The following is a 17,938-nucleotide window of genomic DNA, read 5'->3' as shown; positions in this document are numbered from 1 at the left end:
GATATCCGGCCGCCGCCTCAACCCGTCGTCCGGTGCTCGGTGCGCAGGCGCGCCGTCAAATCCCGTACCGCCTGCGTGAACTCCTCCTGCGACTCGCACGGCAGGTGAGCGAGGATGGGTGGCGGCACGCTGTCGCTGGGCGGCGGGACGACGCCCTGCGGGTCGGTCGACCGGCGGTCCACCGCGGCCTCCGGCCCGGCCGGCGTCGCGGTGTCCCCGGGCCGGTGCGGGGCGAAGATCCACCCACCGATCGGGTCGGTGTCGCGCCACAGGTTCACCCAGCGCCAGCCGATGCGCTCGCCGATGTCCCGCAGCACCCGTGTCTCGACGTAGGCGGGGAACAGCCGCGAGTACAGCCGGCTCAGCGGCGACCCGTAGGTGAGCAGTGCGACCCGGTCGGTGACCCGCCGCGGCAGTTGGAGCAGTGTGGCCGCGAGCAGCACCGAGCCGTGACTGTGTCCCGCCAGCAGCACCGCCTCGCCCTGGTCCACCAGGTAGGTGATCCGCTTGGTCAACTCCGGCACCGCCCGTTCGGCGTAGCAGGGCGGCGCGAAGGGATGCGCGCCTCGGGGCCAGAAGGTGCCCAGGTCCCACAGGACGCCCACGTACCGGCGGAACCCGGCCGTCCGGTAGGCGAAGATGCCGCCGATCACGAGCCCGATCAGGATCGCGGCGATCGCGTAGTTGCCCGCCCCGATGAGGAAGTTGACGAAGCTGTCGGGCACACCGAGGTACGCCTGGAACAGGTCGCCGGGATAGAGCTGCAACAGGCCGAGCAGGCTGGTGGCCAGCCCGATCGCGGCGAATGCGGCGTAGACCACGGCAAGGGGTTCCACGCGTTCGGTGAACCGGGCCCGGGCGACCGCCTGCTCGACCCGCCGCAGCCGCGTCGCCGCCTCCGGCGGCGCGTCCGGGAAGTCCGCGGCCACGATCGCCCGCGCGGCCCGCCACCGACTGGCACGGGTCGCGACCGTGACCAGCGCGCCCACCAGCACCGCCGCCGCCACCGCCAGGAAAAACCCGAAAATCGCCCATTTGTACGCCAGTGGCGGGCCGAACGCGAACCGGTCTATCTGCCGCCCGTCGCGGTCCAACACGTCCGCCACGCGGTAGACCAACTCGGCGGAGAACGCGACCGCGAGACCGGCGGCGACCGTGACGAAGACCGGCGCGCCCAGCGCGCGCAGCCGCGGGAGCCGTTGTCCGTCGGCACGCCGTCCGCCGCCGCGCGCCCCGAGCACCGTCGCCGCGAGGATGACCAGCAGGAAGGTCTGGCTGACGAACAACCAGGCCACGATGGCGCTGTACCCGGGCAACATCTCGCTGTGCGGCCAGGGCTCGCCACTGGCCAGGGTGTACGCGATCACCAGGATCGTCAGGCCGCAGGCGATCGTGCGGAGCCCGCGCGTGACGCCCTCCAACCCGGGCACCGGTCTGGTCTGGTCCATGCCCCGTACCCAGGTCAGCAGGACCAGGCAGGCGAGCAGCACCCCACCCGTCGCCACCGCGAGGGCCGCCCGCGCCCACGACGAGTTCTCGCTGTCCCAGGCGGCCAGCAGGCTGCCGTCCAGCGTGGCGAACGCCGCCGCGACGTGCACCGAGCGCAGCCGTCCCACGACCGGAGTGCCGTCCCACTGGCCGACCGCGCTCAACTGCGACACGGAGGTCTCCTGGACCGCGCCGGTGCGGAAGGCGTCGAACGAGTGACTCGGCCGGGCGGCCAGCCACCACACGATCCCGATGGCCGCGACCGGCACCAGGGCCAGCACGCCCAGGCGTACGCCGGGCGAACGCCCGCCGAGCCAGGACAGCCAGTTGCGTCCGTCCAGGCAGCTCGGCGTACCCATGCACCGCCAGGCGACGAGGTCCACCGCCACCCCGACGATGGACAGCACGTAGAGCATCGTGAGGGTGAGTGCGAGCACCCGACCCAACGCGACGACGGCGTGCTTCGCCGAATCGTTGGCCGGGCGCATCCAGAGCGCCACGTTGCAGAGCATGAAGGGCAGCAGGAACACCAGCGACAGCGTCCGTACGGCCGTGCCGGACGGCAGGTCACTCCAGCGGTACGCCTCCAGCGTCACGCCGTCCGTGCCGGTCGAGTCCGGGTAGCCCGGTCGAGGGCGGTAGAACCCGCCGCTGCGGTCTCCGGCGACCTGGTGGACGTGCGGCCGGTCGAGCACCTGGTCGGCGCCCGCGCCCGAGACGCCGTGCACCCGCAGCTCCACGATCCGACCGGTCGGCTCGGTCGGCGACGCGTCCGCCATGGGCCCTCCGCAGGTGTGCGACAGCCGGCGGTCGACGGCGTCGGCCGCCCGCGGCGACGCGGCTTACCCGTCCCGGACCGTGTCACGCCTGCGTCGCTGCCCACGCGGTGGTGCGATTCGACCTCGGGAGGTGGTTCTATTGGCGCCATGGCAAACCCGGTGATCCTGACCGTCGACGACGATCCCGCGGTGTCCCGCGCGGTGGCCCGGGACATCCGGCGCCGCTACGGCGACCGCTACCGGGTACTGCGCGCCGCCTCCGGCCCGGAGGCGCTGGACGCGCTGCGGGAGGTCAAACTGCGCGGTGAGCAGGTGGCGCTGCTGCTGGCCGACCACCGGATGCCGGAGATGACCGGCGTCGAGTTCCTCGAGGCGGCCATGGACATCTTCCCGGCCGCCCGCCGGGTGCTGCTCACCGCGTACGCGGACACCGACGCGGCGATCGAAGCGATCAACGTGGTCGACCTGGACCACTACCTGCTCAAGCCCTGGCACCCGCCAGAGGAGAAGCTGTACCCGGTCGTCGACGGTCTGCTGGAGGCGTGGTCGGTCACCCCGGACGCGACGAGCACCGAGATCCGGGTGGTCGGTCACCGCTGGTCGGCGCCGTCGTTCAAGGTCCGTGACTTCCTGGCCCGCAACCTCGTGCCGTACCGCTGGTTGTTGTCCGACGACCCCGAGGGCGCCCGGCTGCTCGACGCGGCCGGGGCCACCGAGGCGGACGTACCCCTGGTGGTGACCGCCGAGGGTAAGGCGCTGGTCGCCCCCAGCGAGGCCGAGCTGGCCGCGCTGGCCGGGTTGACAGTGGTGCCGGCGTCCGACTTCTACGACCTCGTGGTGATCGGCGGCGGTCCGGCGGGCCTCGGCTCGGCCGTCTACGGCGCGTCCGAGGGGCTGCGGACCGTGCTCGTCGAGCGGCGGGCCACGGGTGGGCAGGCGGGGCAGAGCAGCCGGATCGAGAACTACCTGGGCTTCCCGGACGGCGTCTCCGGCGCGCAGTTGACCGACCGGGCCCGCCGCCAGGCGGTGAAGTTCGGCGCGGAACTGCTCAGCGCCCGCGAGGTGGTCGGCCTCAGCGAGGCCGGCGGCGCCCGGCTGCTGCGCTTCGGCGACGGCAGCGAGATCGCCGCGCACACGGTGGTGCTGGCGACGGGCGTGTCGTACCGGGTGCTCGACGCCCCCGGGCTGGCCGACTTCACCGGTCGGGGGGTGTTCTACGGCGCGGCCGCCACCGAGGCGCCGAGCTGCGTCAACCAGGACGTCTACATCGTGGGCGGGGCCAACTCGGCCGGCCAGGCGGCAGTGCACTTCTCCCGGTACGCCGCCCGCGTCCACCTGCTGATCCGTGGCGCGGACCTGACGGCGTCGATGTCGCGGTACCTGATCGACCAGTTGGAGCGCATCGACCAGATCATCGTGCACCCGCACACCGCGGTGGTCGGGGCGACCGGCGACGACCACCTGGAACGGCTCACCCTCTGCGACACCCGCACCGGGCAGAGCCGGACGGTCGACACCTCCTGGTTGTTCATCTTCATCGGCGCCGAGCCGCGTACCGAGTGGCTGGACGGGGTGCTCGTGCGCGACGGGCGTGGCTTCATCGTCACGGGCCCGGACCTGCTGGCCGGTGGTCGACGCCCGGCCGGCTGGTCGTTGTCCCGCGACCCCTACCACCTGGAGACCAGCGTGCCGGGGGTGTTCGCCGCCGGTGACGTCCGCGCCGAGTCGGTCAAACGGGTCGCCTCGGCGGTCGGCGAGGGTGCGATGGCCGTGTCGCTCGTGCACCGTTACCTGGAGGCCCAGTGAGCGCGAGGAGTGAGCCGGGTTTGCGAGCCCCGCAGTCGCGAACGAAGGAGATGCCGTGACCAGCGAATCCGATCGGCTGACGCCGGCGCAGCTACGTGACCTGTTCCTGTTCGAGGCACTCGACGACGCGCAGCTCGACTGGCTGGCCGAGCACGGCCGTGTGGAGCAGCGCGCCGGCGGCACCCTCGTGTACGGCGAGGGCGAGGCTGCCACCTGCTTCTTCGTGCTGCTGCACGGCGCGGTGTCGCTGAGCCGTCAGGTCCGTGGGGACGACGTCGAGGTCAGCCGCACCGACCAGCGTGGCGTGTACGGCGGCGCCACGCAGGCGTACCTCGGTGACCAGGTCGAGCAGACGTACCGCAACAGCTTGCGCGCGGTGGTCGACGCCGAGTTCTTCGTGCTGCCGGCGGAGGACTTCGCGCACGCCCTGCGGTCCTGGTTCCCGATGCCGATGCACCTGTTGGAGGGGCTGTTCTTCGGCATGCGCGACAGCCAGACCATCGTGGGTGAGCGGGAGCGGCTGCTGGCGCTCGGTTCGCTCTCGGCGGGGCTGACCCACGAGCTGAACAATCCGGCCGCGGCGGCGGTGCGGGCGACGTCGGTGCTGCGCGAACGGGTAGCGGGTATGCGGCACAAGCTCGCGATGATCGCCGACGGGCGGCTCGACGGCCGGGCGTTGCACGGGCTGGTCGCGTTGCAGGAGGAGGCGGTCGCCCGGGTGGCGACAGCGCCGAAGCTGAGCCCGGTCGCCACCGCCGACGCCGAGGACCTGCTCACCGACTGGCTGGAGGAGCACGGTGTCGGTGGCGCGTGGGACCTGGCACCCATCCTGGTCGCCGGCGGTCTGGACGCGGCGTGGCTCGGCCAGGTGAAGGCGGCCGTCGGCCCGGCGGACCTGGAGGCCGCGGTGCGCTGGCTGTCGTACACCGTCGACACCGAACTGTTGATGCGCGAGATCGGCGACGCGGTGACCCGGATCTCGGGCCTGGTGGGCGCGGCGAAGCAGTACTCCCAGCTCGATCGCGCGCCGCACCGGGTGGTGGACGTGCACGACCTGCTCGACGCGACGCTCGTCATGTTCAAGGGCAAGATCCCCGCCGAGGTCAAGCTCGTCCGCGAGTACGACCGCAGCCTCCCACCCATCCCGGCGTACGCGGCGGAGCTGAACCAGGTGTGGACCAACCTCATCGACAACGCGTTGGGCGCGATGGGGGAGAAGGGCGTGTTGACCGTCCGCACCGGGCAGGTCGGTGACCTGCTGGCGGTGGAGGTCACCGACACCGGCCCCGGTATCCCGCCGGAGGTGCGCCCCCGCATCTTCGAGCCGTTCTTCACCACCAAGCCCGTCGGGGCGGGCACCGGACTGGGGCTGGACATCTCGTACCGGATCGTGGTCAACAAGCACCACGGCGACATCCGGGTGGAGACCGAGCCCGGGCACACCACCTTCCGGGTCCTGCTGCCGATCACCGAGGACGTGGCCGCGCTGCCCTGACACGCCGACTACCTAAAGACATCGAGCGGTTGCGGGCAGTAGTCTCGGGCGGCGTCCGTGCTTCCCGCCCCCGAGGAGCGTCCGTGGACTCGATGGCCCGCCCGCGTACCGCGCCCCACGACGACCAGCCGGTCGACCCTCTCGACGACGGTTCCGTGCTTCCGGAGCTGGAGGACGCCGTCTGGATGCATCACGCGAAGACGTTCGCGCACACCAGTTTCTGGGCAGTGGCCCGGCGGCTGCCGAGGTTGGTGCGTGAGGCGGTCGCTCTGGCCTGGGCCACCAACCGCGTGGACACTCTCGCCTCCATCGGCCTGAACGTCGCGGCCGGGGTGATGACGACCTTCGGGCTGCTCGCCACGACCAGCGTGCTGCGGGAACTCTTCGCGGCCGGACCGACCCCGGACCGGGTGCGCTCCGCCCTGCCGGCGCTGATCGTGGCCGCGACGGCGGTGTCGGCGCGCGGCGGCCTGACGATCGCCGCCGGTTGGGCACAGGCCCGGCTCACCCCGCAGATCAACTACCAGGTGGAGCTGCGGCTGTTCGAGGCCACCACGGCGGTGGACCTGGCCGCGTTCGACGACGCCGGGTTCGCCGAGGAGATGGACCGCGTCCGCGACCGGGGAATGGGTGAGGCGGCGTGGATCGTCGACCACACCGTCAACCTGGTCACCGGCGTCGTCGGGATGCTCGCCACCGCCGTCGCGGTGACCGTCATCCAGCCGCTGCTGCTGCCGTGCCTGCTACTCGCGGCGGTGCCCCAGGCGATCACGGCCGTACGGATGGCCCGCCGGGAGTACCTGGCGATGCTCGCCCGGATCACCCGACGGCGGCGGATGTGGATGCTCGCCCACCTGATGGCCAACCGGCACACCGCCGCCGAGGTGCGCGCCTACCAGATGCGTGACTTCCTGCTCGCCGAGTACCGGGGCGTGATGGCCGTCGAGACCCGCGCCCAGCTGCGGCTGGTGCGTTCGCAAACCGGCACCCGAGTGGCCGGCGCCACCGTGGCGGGCCTGGCCACCTTCGGCGTGTACGCGGTGCTCGGCGGCCTGCTGCTCGCCGGCATGGTCGCCCTCGCCGCCGCGGCCACCGCCCTGCTCGCCCTCCAGTCCGCCCGGACCAGCCTGGGCGTCGCGGTCGTCGCCACCAACTCGCTGTACGAGGACGCCCTCTACTACCAGGACTACCGGGATTTCCTGACCCGGGCGCAGGAGCGCGTGCCCGTCGGCGGCAGCCGGACCGTCGACGGCGTCGACACGATCGACCTGCGCGACGTGAGCCTGCGCTACCCCGACACCGACGCCCCTGCGGTCGACCGGGTCAGCCTGGCGATCCGGCGCGGCGAGGTGATCGCGCTGGTCGGCGAGAACGGCTCCGGTAAGACCACCCTCGCCAAGCTGATCGCCGGGCTCTACCAGCCGACCGGCGGAACGATCCGCTGGGACGACGTCGACGCCGCCGAGCTTGATCCGCGTACGCTCGGCGCGCAGGTCGCCGTGATGACGCAGGAGTACTGGAAGTTCCCGTTCACGGCGGGTCAGAACATCCGCGTGGGCCGGCACGACCGTACGCCCGACCGCCCCGGCCCCAGCGTGCAGGAGGCGGCCGACGCGGCCGCCGCCCACGACATGATCGTCGGTCTGCCGCACGGCTACGACACCCTGCTCGACCGGGAGTTCAAGAACGGTCACGAGCTGTCCGGCGGGCAGTGGCAACGGCTGGTCGCCGCGCGGGGCCTCTACCGCGACGCCGCCCTGCTGATCTGCGACGAGCCGTCGGCGGCCCTGGACGCCCGCGCCGAACACGCCCTGTTCCAGCACCTGCGCCGTCGAGCCGACCGCGCGGTCGTCCTGATCACCCACCGGTTGGCGAACGTCCGGCACGCCGACCGGATCTTCGTGATGGATCGGGGCCGCCTCGTCCAGCAGGGCAACCACGACGAGCTGATGGCGGCCGGGGGCCTCTACCGCGAGCTGTTCGAACTACAGGCGAGCGGCTACCGCGCCAACACCGACGAAGCGCGCTCCCACTAACGCCCCGCGTGTGCGCGCCCCGCCCCCCGCCCCCCACCCCCCCGCACCCCGCACCCCACCCCCGCCCTCCACCCCCGCGATCTTGCACTTTCGGTTGTCGGATCACGTGAAATGCCCTTTATGTCGCCACAGTAAGTGCAAGATCGCGGGGTCGGGGCCGGGCCGGGGTCGGGCCGGGGGTCGGGCCGGGGTCGGGCCGGGGGCTGGGGCTGGGGTCGGGGGCTTGGCCTCGGGCGTGATCGACTCGGTTTCAGGGAAGCCGGGGTGTCTTGCCGTCGAGGACACGCCGAGTTCACCGAACCCGAGTGGATCAGCGCGTCAGGGCGCTCTTCTGAACTGGGGTGGATCACTTAGCGTCAGCAGGCGGAGCGGGGCGGGGCGGGGCGGGGTCAGGGTTGGTGGGGTGCGGCGAGGACGTCGGCCAGGACGCGGGTGTGGGTGGAGAACGCCAACTGGACCGGGTCGGTGAGGACCAGCCACTCGGTCGCCTCCTCGGTGGGCGCGGACGGGGGCAGGTCCTCGGCGGCACGCTCGGGCAGCACTCCGAAGATCATCATGGTGCCGCCCTGCGGCGCGCCCCGGACGGCGAGGAGCCGGGCGTCGGCGGCGTCCGCTACCAGCCCGGTCTCCTCCCACAGCTCACGCACGAGCGCGTCGGACCACTCCTCGCCGTACTCGATGAAACCGCCTGGCAGCGCGAGTAGCCCGCGGGCCGGTTCGATGGCCCGGCGGACCACCACCACCCCCAGGCCCTCGGCCGTGCGGACCGGTAGCACCGCCACCGCGACGGGCAGGGGGTTGCGCCAGACGGTCTCGCCGCAGACCGCGCAGACCCGCGGCCATCCGGCCGTGGTCGGATAGGCGGCGCCGCAGTAGGAGCAGTGCGAGTACGGCGTACCGGTCATGCCGCAGCACGTTACCCGTGCCCGGTCGGTCCGCCGCTTTCCGCTCAGGCTTCGGGCACGCCCGTGTAGAAGGCGGTGGTGCGCTCGGCGGCGGCCTTGGCCTCGTCGGGGTCGGTGCCGGCGGCGACGCTCGCCTCGCCCCAGAGTTGGCTGCTCAGCTCCATGGCCCGTCGTCCCTCGGTGGAGACGATCCACTCGGCGCTGTCCTCCGGTCGGACGCCGACGCCGTCGCTCGACAGGTGCGTGGCGAGGCCGAGCAGGCCCAGGTCCCAGCCGACGCCGACGGCGCCCGGCCCGAACTGTGCCCATCGGTCCTGGTCGACGTGTGCGATGTGGTCCAGGTCGAGGCGCGCCCGGTCGTCGCCGACCGGCGTGACCCGCACGTCGATCCAGCTCACCTCGCCGCCCATCTCCCAGGTGGCGGTGAAGCGGTGCGGGGGTTCGCAGGTCTCGATGGTGCCGCCGGCGTTGCCCTCGAGCTGGTACGTGCCGTGCAGCCGCAGGTCGCCGCTGATCGGCAGGAACCAGCGGGGGATGCGCTCGGCGGTGGTGCAGGCGTCCCACAGGTCCTCGGCGGTCGCCTGGTATGTCTGGCTGATCGTGGTCACCCGGGCCTCGCCGGCGGCCAGGGTGCGGCTGCCGACCTGCCGTTGGACGGCGTTGATCTGCTCGGTCGCGTCGAACATCAGGTGTTCCTCTCGTCGGGTGGGTCGGCGGGCCCGCGCAGGCGACGCTCACGTCGGCCCCGGGCCAGCTCGGTGGCGAGCGCGGCCAGGGGCGGCGCCCAGAAGCGGCGGAAGTGCTCCAACCAGCCGTCGACCTCGCGTAACGGGCGCGGGTCGACCGCGTACAGCCGCCGGGTGCCTTCCGGACGCACGGTGGCGAAGCCGTTGTCCCGCAACACCTTCAGGTGCTGGGACACGGCGGGCTGGGAGATGCCGAACTCGTCGCGGATGACCGCGCTGACCGCGCCGGCGGTCTGCTCACCGTCGGCGAGCAGCTCCAGGATGCGGCGCCGGACCGGATCGCCCAGCACGTCGAAGGCGTGCACGGCGACAGTTATATCAGCATCGCCTTATTTAAGCCAGGCCTGACACTCCGACCAGCTTGTCCAACCGGATCGGCAGCTCGCGAATGCGGACGCCGGTGGCGTGGTGGACCGCGTTGGCGACCGCCGCCGCGGTGCCGACGATGCCGATCTCACCGATGCCCTTCACGCCGGCCGGGTTGAGCTCGTCGTCCCGCTCGTCGAGCCAGTACGCCTCGATGGACTCGACGTCGGCGCAGCCGGTGATGTGGTACGTCGCCAGGTCGTGGTTGACCCAGTCGCCGTAGCGCTCGTCGAGCACACCCTCCTCGTGCAGCGCCATCGACAACCCCATCGTCATGCCGCCGATCAGCTGGCTGCGCGCCGTCGTCGGGTTCACCACCCGGCCGGCGGCGAACACGCCGAGCAGCCGGTTCAGGCGTACCTCGCCGGTGTCCGCGTCCACCCGCACCTCGACGAACTGCGCCCCGTACGCGTACCGGGGCCGCGCCGGCTGCCCGGCCACCTCCTCGGAGGTGTCCGCCCCGGCGGTGACCTCGGTGTCCGTCGGCGCGCCGTCGCGCAGCTTTCCGCGCAACGCCTCGCAGGCGCGGATCACGGCCCAGCTCCAGCTCGCCGTGCCCATCGACCCGCCGGCCACCGGCGCTTCCGGCAGGTCGCTGTCGCCGATGCGGATCTCCACTCGCTTCGGCGGTACACCGAGCGCGTCGGCGGCCACCTGCCACATCGCCGTCCGACCGCCGTTGCCGATGTCGGTGGCGTTGATTCGGAGAAGGAAGGTGCCGTCCGGCCGGGCGGTGACCGTCGCCGAGGAGGGCCGGGCCCGGGCCGGGTAGGCCGACGCGGCCACGCCGGTGCCGATCAGCCACCGCCCGTCGCGTCGCGCCCGGGGCGTGGGATCGCGTCCGGTCCAGCCGAACCGCTGCGCCCCCTCGCGCAGGCAGGCCACCAGGTTGCGGCTGGTGAACGCCTCCCCCTGGTCGGGGTCGACCCGGGGGTCGTTGCGGATACGCAGCTCCACCGGGTCGATGCCGGCGGCGATGGCCAGCTCGTCCATCGCCGACTCCAGGCCGTACGCGCCGGGGCACTCGCCGGGGGCGCGCATCCAGAACGGTGTGGGCACGTCGAGGCGGGCCAGCCGGTGGGTGGTACGTCGGTGCGGCGCCGCGTACATGCTGCGGGTGTAGACGGCGGTCTGTTCGGCGAACTCCCGGATGGTCGAGGTCTGGCTGATCGCGTCGTGGCAGACGGCGGTGAGCCGCCCGTCGGCGTCGCACGCGAGACGGACCCGTTGGATGGTGGGGGTGCGGTAGCCGATCGGCCCGAACAGCTGCTGGCGGGTGAGGGCCAGCTTGACCGGACGGTCCACGTGCCGGGCCGCGAGCGCGGTGAGGACCACCGCAGCCTTGGTGAACCCCTTGCTGCCGAAGCCGCCGCCGACGTGTTCGGCGACGACCCGGACCGACTCCCGGGGCAGCTCGAACAGCTCGGCGAGGGTGGCCTGCACGGACGCGGTGCCCTGGTTGGAGTCGTGCACCAGCAGCCGTCCGTCGTCCCACCGTGCCGTCGTGGCGTGCGGCTCCATCGGACTGTTGTGGTAGGCCGGCGTCCGGTAGGTGGCGTCCACCCGCACCGGGGCGGCCGCGTACCCGGCGTCGAAGTCGCCCTCCGCGGTGTCCGTCGGGTAGTGGGGATTCACGTGGTCCGGCCGGTACAGGCCCGGGTGGTCGGCGGTGAGCACGGTCGTGTGCGGTCCGGCGTCGTATTTCATCCGCACCAGTTGGGCGCCCTCCCGGGCCGCCTCCAGGCTGGTGGCGACCACCACGGCGACGAACTGCCCCCGGTAGTGCACCATGGGATCCTGCAACAGCCGCAGCTCCGCCGCCGGGCCCGGCGCCATCCGGGGCGCGTTGCCATGGTGCAACACGGCCAGTACGCCGGGCGACGCCAGCGCCTCGTCCGCGTCGACGCGCGTGATCCGGCCCCGGACGACGTCCGCCGGCACCACCCAGCCGTACGTGACGCCGTCGGTCGGGTACTCGACGGCGTACCGTGCCGTGCCGGTCACCTTCTCCCGGCCCTCCAGCCGGGGGTACGCCCGGCCGACCGCGCCGGCGCTCACGAGGATGCCAACTCGGTGAGCACCCGGACCGTGATCGCTCGGGTCAGGGGCAGCTTGAAGCCGTTGTGCCGCAGGGGCCGCGCCTCGGCCAGTTCGGCGTCGGCGGCCCGCGCCGCCAGCTCCGGACTGAACGGGCGACCCCGCAGCTCCTGCTCGGCCCGGTGCGCCCGCCACGGCCGGTGGGCCACCGCCCCGTACGCCAGGCGTACGTCGCGGACCACGTCGCCGTCGAGGTCGAGGACCGCGGCGACCGAGCCGGCGGCGAAGGCGAACGACGCCCGGTCACGCACCTTGAGGTACGCCGAGCGGCGCGCGGCCGGCAGCGCCGGCAGCCGTACGGCGGTGATCAGCGCGCCGCGCGGCAGGGTGGTCTCCCGTTCCGGCTGCGTGCCGGGGGAGCGGTAGAACGCGGCGAGGGGGATGTCCCGGGGGCCCTCGGTCTCGTGCACCTCCACCACGGCGTCCAGCGCGGCGAGGGCGACAGCCAGGTCCGACGGGTGGGTGGCGACGCACTGCTCGGACCAGTCCAGGACGGCCAGGTCGCGGTTCTGTCCGTGCAGGGCGGCGCAGCCGCTGCCCGGGTCGCGCTTGTTGCACGCCTTGCCGGTGTCCTGGAAGTACACGCAGCGGGTGCGCTGCAACAGGTTGCCGCCGGTGGTGGCCATGTTGCGTAGCTGGCCGGACGCGGCGGCGAGCAGGGCGCGGGCCAGCACGGGGTAGTCGCGGCGGACCGCCGGGTGGGCGGCGAGGTCGCTGTTTCGTACGGTCGCGCCGATCCGCAGCCCACCGTCGGGTAGCTCCTCGACGGCGTCCAGGGGTAGCCGGGTCACGTCCACCAGCAGGTCGGGTCGCTGCACCCCGAGCTTCATGAGGTCCACCAGGTTGGTGCCGCCGCCCAGGTATGCCGCGTGCGGCTCGCCGGTCAGCACGGCGACGGCGTCGGCCACGTCGGCCGGTCGGTGGTAGCGGAACGGCCTCACGACGTCGTCGCCGTCTCGCGGATCGCCGAGACGATGTGCGGGTACGCGGCGCAGCGGCAGAGGTTACCGGCCATCCGCTCCCGGATCTCGGCGTCGGTCAGCTCCGGCGGCGAGTCCAGGTCGTCGGTGACCGCGCTGGGCCAGCCTCTGGCGACCTCGTCGAGCATGCCCCGGGCGGAGCAGAGCTGCCCGGGGGTGCAGTAGCCGCACTGGAACGCGTCGTGCGCGACGAACGCGGCCTGCAACGGCGACAGGTCGTCCGCCTCGGCGAGCCCTTCGACGGTCCGGACGGACCGACCGTCCAGGGTGACCGTGAGGACCAGGCAACTCTTGGCGCGACGGTCGTCCAGCAGCACCGTGCAGGAGCCGCACTGGCCGTGGTCGCAGCCTTTCTTGGCGCCGATCAGGCCCAGCTGCTCGCGCAGCGCGTCGAGCAGGGTCGTGCGGTTGTCCAGCGTCAGTTCCCGCCGGTCGCCATTGACCTCGAACACCACCCGGGTCGAGTGACGCTCGTCGATCGTCGTCGCGTTCTCTGGTTCGCCCCGCACGGGCCCAGACTAGCGGCAGCGGTACATAAGCGGGCGAATTACGCAGACAGCCCACCTTGGTGCGGCCCCCGGGTGCCGCCGGTCGCGGCACCCGGGGTTCGTGCCTCAGGCCACCGGCGCGGCGGCGTCGGCGCTACGGGCGAGGTGCCGGTGGGTGCGGATCAGGTCCGCGTACCGCAGGCCACTCGCCTTCACCGTCCGCCGCTGGGTGGCGTAGTCGACGTGCACCAGGCCGAAGCGCTTGTCGTAGCCGTACGCCCACTCGAAGTTGTCCAGCAGCGACCACACGAAGTAGCCGTCCAGCGGCACACCCCGCGCCACCGCCGACGCGCACGCCGCCAGGTGCTGCTCCAGGTGGTCGGTGCGCTCCTTGTCCTGCACCGTGCCGTCGGCGGTGACCTCGTCGTGCCACGCCGAACCGCTCTCGGTGACGATGATCCGGGCCGGCCGGTACTCCTCGTGCACGTCGACGAGCAGCCGCTCCAGACCCGCCGGGTGCACCTCCCAGCCCATCGCCGTCTCCACCGAGCCGGGCACCGGCACCTGCTTCACGTACGGCGCCGGACCGGTCGGGTCGTCGACCACCAACTGCCGGAAGTAGTAGTTCACTCCGAGGAAGTCGGTGGGCGTGGCGATCACCGACAGGTCGTCACCGCGTACCGGCGGCTCGACCTCGTACGTCTCGACCATGTCGGTGGGGTAGCCGCGCCCGTGGATCGGGTCGAGCCACCAGCGGTTGACGTGCCCGTCGGCCCGCCGTGCCGCAGCGACGTCCTCGGGCCGGTCGGTCGCCGGCTCGATCGGGCTGAGGTTCACGACGAGCCCCACCGAGGCGGGCCGGGCGGCGTTCGCCCGGATCGCCTGGGTGGCGAGGCCGTGCCCGAGCAGCACGTGGTGCGAGGCGTGCACCGCGCGGGTCAGGTCCCGCTCGCCGGGGGCCATGTTCCCGTCCAGGTGCCCGATCCAGCACACGCAGAGCGGTTCGTTGACCGTGCACCAGTCGGCCACCCGGTCACCGAGGCGACCGGCGACCACCGCCGCGTACTCGGCGAACGCCTCGGCCGTGGCGCGCTCCGGCCAGCCACCGACGTCCTGTAGGGCCTGCGGCAGATCCCAGTGGTAGAGCGTGACGAACGGCCGGATTCCGTCGGCGAGCAACGTGTCGACGAGCCGGTCGTAGAAGTCCAGCCCGGCGGGGTTGACCCGGCCGACGCCCGCGGGCATCACCCGGGGCCAGGCCACCGAGAACCGGTACGCGTCCACGCCGAGCTGCCGCAGCAGCCCCATGTCCTCCGGCCACCGGTGGTAGTGGTCGCAGGCCACCGCCCCGGTGTCGCCGTTGTCGACGTTGCCCGGGATCGCCGAGAAGGTGTCCCAGATGGACGGCTCCCGGCCGTCGACGTCGACGGCCCCCTCGATCTGGTACGCCGCCGTGGCGACGCCCCAGAGGAAGTCGGGTGGCAGCTTGGACAGGTCCGGCACGGGAAGGCTCTCCTCTGGGTTGGGGTGACTCACTTGACGGCGCCGGCGGTGAGACCGGCGACGAAGTAGCGCTGCAGGGCCAGGAAGCCGGCGACGACGGGGATGCTGACCACCAGCGACGCGGCCATGATCTGGTTCCAGTAGACGTTGAACTGGGTCGAGTAGCCCTGGAGGCCGACAGCCAGGGTGCGGCTGCCCTCGTCGGTCATCACCGAGGCGAACAGCACCTCACCCCAGGCGGTCATGAACGCGTACACGGTCACCGCGACCACGCCGGGCACGGCGGCCGGCAGGATGACCTGGAACAGGGTGCGTAGCGGCCCGGCGCCGTCGACCTGCGCCGCCTCGTCCAGCCCACGCGGGATCGAGTCGAAGTAGCCGACCAGCATCCAGATCGAGAACGGCAGCGAGAAGGTCAGGTACGTGATGATCAGGCCGGTACGGCTGGCGTACAGCTCGATGCCGGTGGCGTTGCCCAGGTTGACGTAGATGAGGAACAGCGGCAGCAGGAACAGGATGCCGGGGAACATCTGCGTGGACAGCACCGTCACGGTGAAGACACCGCGGCCGTGGAACCGGTACCGGCTGACCGCGAACGCCGCGAAGATGGCGATCGCGACCGAGCAGACCGCCGCGACGCTCGACACCACGAGGCTGTTCACCAGGTAGCGGGCCAGCGGCACGGTGCTCCACATGTCGACGAACGGTTGCAGGGTGGGCCGGCTGGGCCACCAGGTGAACCCGTTCTGCACGTCCCGCAGCGGCTTCGCCGCGGACGTGACCATCACGTAGAGCGGGATGACGACGAAGAGGGTGAGCAGGGTCAGCACGATGCGTCGGCCCCAGCGCTCACCGGCGGTCTCACGCATGGTCGTCCCTCCGGCGGTTGGTGATCAGCAGGTACGCGGCCGAGACGACCATCAGGAACAGCAGCAGCGCCACCGACATCGCCGAGCCCGACCCGAAGTCCCAGGTCTTGAAGGAGCTGCGGTAGATGTGGATGGAGATCAGGTCCGCCTGCGCGGGCGCCGAGCCGCCGAAGAGCACGAACGGGGTGTTGAAGTCGTTGAACGTCCACAGGAACAGCACCAGCAGCAGCACCAGGTTCACCGGCCGCAGCATCGGCAGGGTGACCGAGCGCAGCCGACGCCAGAACCCGGCGCCGTCGATCGCGGCGGCCTCGTACAGCTCACCGGGCACGTTCTGCAGGCCGGCCATCAGGCACAGGAACGCGAACGGCCAGTTGCGCCAGACCGACACCACCAGCAGCGACCAGAAGCTGTTGTCGCCGATCAGCCAGAACGGCCGCTCGTTCAGCAGGCCGAGCTGGTCGACGAGCACGTGGTTGACCAGACCGGTGTCGCGCTGGAGCAGGAAACTCCACGTGATAACGGCGGCGTAGACCGGCAGCGCGTACGGGGTGAGGAACAGCGCCCGCAGGATGGCCCGCCCCCGGAACGGCTTCTGCAGCACGACGGCCGCCGCGATGCCGAGCAGCCAGGCGAACCCGACCGAGAGCAGGCTGTAGGCAAGCGTCACCCAGAACGAGTGCAGCAACTCCTTGCCGGCGGCGGAGTTCAGGTCGAGCGTGGCGCGGTAGTTCTCCAGACCGACGAAGGGCGCGGTGGACCAGTCGCGGATGTGGAACTGGGTCAGCTCCAACAGGCTCATCCAGACCCCGACCACCATCGGGATCACGTGGATGGCGAGTTCCAGCACGATGGCCGGCGCGAGCAGCAGGTACGGCAGGAGGGAACGGCGGGGGCCGCGCGGCCGGCGGGCGGCCCCCCGGGCGGGTGACCCGGCCCGGGGTACGCGACGGTCGGCGTCCGGCGCGGTGGTGCTGGTTGCCATCGGGGTCCTCTCGGAGGCGGTGGCCGTGGTCAGGCGACGAGCCCGACCACGGCCACCGGCGCTGCGTGGGTCAGCGCATCTTCTGCTGCGCGTCGGTCAGCTTCGCCTTCACCGATGCCTCGGTGACCGGCTTGCCGCTCGCGGCGTCGGCGAACAGCTCCTTCATCGCGGTGCCGACCAGGGTCTCGAAGGTGCTCTCCTCGGGCACCTGCGGCAGCGGGGCCGCGGTGGTGACCAGGGTCTCCTGGATGCTCTTCTGCTCCGGAGCGCTGAACGCCGGGTCGGAGCCGGCGGTCTTCACAGCCGGCAGCGAGCCGTACGTCTTGTTGAGGATCGTCTGCTCCTCGTCGCTGGTCATGAACTTGACGAAGCTCAGCGCGCCGTCCTTGTTCTTCGTGTGCTTGAAGACGGCCATGTTGATGCCGGCCACCATGCTGTTGACCTTCTTGCCGCCGGCCGGCGGGCTGGCCAGGAACGGCACCGGGGCCACGCCGTACGCGTCGGCGGCCATGTTCTGGGTCTTCAGGTTCGAGCCGGCGGACTGCCAGAGCAGCATGCCGGCCTTGCCGTTGGCGAAGTCCGAGACCGACTGGTTCTGCGCGTACTCGGCGTTGCTCGGGTTGGTGATCTTGTCGGCGGCCATGAAGTCGATGTAGCGCTTGATGGCCGAGACGTTCTGCGGGGTGTCGAAGGTCGGCTTGCCGGCCGAGTCGAACCACTCGCCGCCGTACTGCTGGCTGAAGGTGAACGCGTGGTGGGCGTTCTCGGACGGGTTGGCGCCCTCGATGGCCAGGCCCCACTTGCCGCCGGTGCTGAGCTTCTTGCCGTACTCGACGACCTGCTCCCAGGTCGTCGGCGGGGCGGTGATGCCCGCGTCGGCGAACATCTTCTTGTTGTAGTACAGGCTGTACGCCATGCTGTAGAGCGGCACGGCGGCCGGCGGCTTGCCCGGGGCCCCGGCGGCGGCGAGCGCGGCGGGCACGATCCGGTCCTTGCCGCCCACGGCCTGCAGGGCGGCGTCGTCGAACTCGACAAGCGCACCGGTGGCCTGCAGCGACGCCGACCAGGTGTTGCCGATGTTCACCACGTCCGGGCCCTTGCCCGAGGTGGCGGCGGCGAGCAGCCGGTTGAGCAGGTCCGACCAGGGGACCACCTCGACGTTGACCTTGATGCCGGTCTGCTTCTCGAACTTGTCCAGCTCGGGCTGGAGGGTGGCCTTGTCGGCCTCCAGGCTGGCGCCCTGGTTGCTGGCCCAGTAGGTGAGGGTCTTGGGCGATGAGGCGGAGTCGTCGCCGGAGCCGCCGCAGGCGGTCAGCGATGCGGCAGCCAGGACGGCGGCAGCGAATATCCCGAGGTGTCGTTTCGACACGGTGAGCCCTTCCGGTGCGTGGTGGG

The 17,938-nt window shown here is 71.9% G+C and carries 14 protein-coding genes; 3 read left to right on the top strand and 11 right to left on the bottom strand.

The genetic code is table 11. The annotated features are described in order from the left end of the window. Positions 1–17: 17 nt before the first annotated feature. Positions 18–2,267, bottom strand: coding sequence for a hypothetical protein (locus ABZV06_RS11845; protein ID WP_355246751.1), 2,250 nt, complete (start codon positions 2,265–2,267; stop codon positions 18–20). Between the two features lie 147 nt (positions 2,268–2,414). Between ABZV06_RS11845 and ABZV06_RS11840 the strand changes: the two genes are divergently transcribed. The 3 genes from ABZV06_RS11840 (at position 2,415) to ABZV06_RS11830 (ending at position 7,604) form a co-directional block, all read left to right on the top strand. Continuing rightward, complete coding sequence (locus tag ABZV06_RS11840; protein ID WP_355246754.1) at positions 2,415–4,073, top strand: FAD-dependent oxidoreductase; 1,659 nt, start codon at positions 2,415–2,417, stop codon at positions 4,071–4,073. A gap of 55 nt (positions 4,074–4,128) precedes the next feature. Next, positions 4,129–5,568 (top strand): ATP-binding protein, encoded by a 1,440-nt coding sequence (locus ABZV06_RS11835; RefSeq protein ID WP_355246757.1) that lies wholly within the window; start codon positions 4,129–4,131, stop codon positions 5,566–5,568. A gap of 92 nt (positions 5,569–5,660) precedes the next feature. Continuing rightward, positions 5,661–7,604, top strand: a complete 1,944-nt coding sequence (locus ABZV06_RS11830; RefSeq protein WP_355620821.1) for an ABC transporter ATP-binding protein — start codon at positions 5,661–5,663, stop codon at positions 7,602–7,604. A gap of 389 nt (positions 7,605–7,993) precedes the next feature. Here ABZV06_RS11830 and ABZV06_RS11825 read toward each other — a convergent pair whose 3' ends face one another. The 10 genes from ABZV06_RS11825 to ABZV06_RS11780 all read right to left on the bottom strand — a co-directional run bounded on the left by ABZV06_RS11825 (position 7,994) and on the right by ABZV06_RS11780 (position 17,912). Beyond that, a complete protein-coding gene (locus ABZV06_RS11825; RefSeq protein ID WP_355620698.1) occupies positions 7,994–8,509 on the bottom strand; it encodes an NUDIX domain-containing protein in 516 nt (171 codons plus the stop codon). Positions 8,510–8,553: 44 nt separating this feature from the next. Continuing rightward, positions 8,554–9,195: an SRPBCC family protein gene (locus ABZV06_RS11820; RefSeq protein ID WP_355620695.1), complete on the bottom strand. Its 642-nt coding sequence runs from the start codon at positions 9,193–9,195 to the stop codon at positions 8,554–8,556. After that, a complete protein-coding gene (locus ABZV06_RS11815) occupies positions 9,195–9,560 on the bottom strand; it encodes a metalloregulator ArsR/SmtB family transcription factor (RefSeq protein ID WP_355620692.1) in 366 nt (121 codons plus the stop codon). Before ABZV06_RS11815 ends, ABZV06_RS11820 begins: the two co-directional genes overlap by 1 nt. A gap of 28 nt (positions 9,561–9,588) precedes the next feature. Beyond that, entirely contained in the window at positions 9,589–11,679 is a 2,091-nt protein-coding gene (locus ABZV06_RS11810; RefSeq protein WP_355620689.1) for a xanthine dehydrogenase family protein molybdopterin-binding subunit, read from the bottom strand. After that, positions 11,676–12,659 carry a xanthine dehydrogenase family protein subunit M gene (locus ABZV06_RS11805; RefSeq protein ID WP_355239323.1) on the bottom strand — a complete coding sequence of 328 codons (984 nt, stop codon included), beginning with the start codon at positions 12,657–12,659 and terminating at the stop codon, positions 11,676–11,678. Before ABZV06_RS11805 ends, ABZV06_RS11810 begins: the two co-directional genes overlap by 4 nt. Continuing rightward, on the bottom strand, positions 12,656–13,153 hold the full coding sequence (locus ABZV06_RS11800) for a 2Fe-2S iron-sulfur cluster-binding protein (protein WP_355239353.1): 498 nt from the start codon (positions 13,151–13,153) through the stop codon (positions 12,656–12,658). Before ABZV06_RS11800 ends, ABZV06_RS11805 begins: the two co-directional genes overlap by 4 nt. A gap of 159 nt (positions 13,154–13,312) precedes the next feature. Beyond that, positions 13,313–14,689, bottom strand: a complete 1,377-nt coding sequence (locus tag ABZV06_RS11795; RefSeq protein ID WP_355620686.1) for a GH1 family beta-glucosidase — start codon at positions 14,687–14,689, stop codon at positions 13,313–13,315. Between the two features lie 29 nt (positions 14,690–14,718). Next, positions 14,719–15,558: a carbohydrate ABC transporter permease gene (locus tag ABZV06_RS11790; RefSeq protein ID WP_355239317.1), complete on the bottom strand. Its 840-nt coding sequence runs from the start codon at positions 15,556–15,558 to the stop codon at positions 14,719–14,721. Further along, entirely contained in the window at positions 15,551–16,543 is a 993-nt protein-coding gene (locus tag ABZV06_RS11785; RefSeq protein WP_355239314.1) for a sugar ABC transporter permease, read from the bottom strand. The genes ABZV06_RS11790 and ABZV06_RS11785 overlap by 8 nt, the downstream gene beginning before the upstream one ends. Before the next feature lie 70 nt (positions 16,544–16,613). After that, positions 16,614–17,912, bottom strand: a complete 1,299-nt coding sequence (locus ABZV06_RS11780; protein WP_355239311.1) for a sugar ABC transporter substrate-binding protein — start codon at positions 17,910–17,912, stop codon at positions 16,614–16,616. Positions 17,913–17,938 lie beyond the last annotated feature (26 nt).

Source organism: Micromonospora sp. NPDC005172 (genome assembly GCF_040608555.1).
Classification (GTDB): domain Bacteria; phylum Actinomycetota; class Actinomycetes; order Mycobacteriales; family Micromonosporaceae; genus Micromonospora.
Note: the sequence above shows the minus strand (reverse complement) of the source record. Positions and strands in the feature narration are given on the sequence as shown.

Bases quoted from the DNA above. Each gene is read 5' to 3' on its own strand.
- ABZV06_RS11820 (WP_355620695.1), bottom strand. From the start codon at position 9,195: ATGTTCGACGCGACCGAGCAGATCAACGCCGTCCAACGGCAGGTCGGC.
- ABZV06_RS11830 (WP_355620821.1), top strand. From the start codon at position 5,661: ATGGCCCGCCCGCGTACCGCGCCCCACGACGACCAGCCGGTCGACCCT.
- ABZV06_RS11845 (WP_355246751.1), bottom strand. From the start codon at position 2,267: ATGGCGGACGCGTCGCCGACCGAGCCGACCGGTCGGATCGTGGAGCTG.
- ABZV06_RS11825 (WP_355620698.1), bottom strand. From the start codon at position 8,509: ATGACCGGTACGCCGTACTCGCACTGCTCCTACTGCGGCGCCGCCTAT.
- ABZV06_RS11785 (WP_355239314.1), bottom strand. From the start codon at position 16,543: ATGGCAACCAGCACCACCGCGCCGGACGCCGACCGTCGCGTACCCCGG.
- ABZV06_RS11840 (WP_355246754.1), top strand. From the start codon at position 2,415: ATGGCAAACCCGGTGATCCTGACCGTCGACGACGATCCCGCGGTGTCC.
- ABZV06_RS11790 (WP_355239317.1), bottom strand. From the start codon at position 15,558: ATGCGTGAGACCGCCGGTGAGCGCTGGGGCCGACGCATCGTGCTGACC.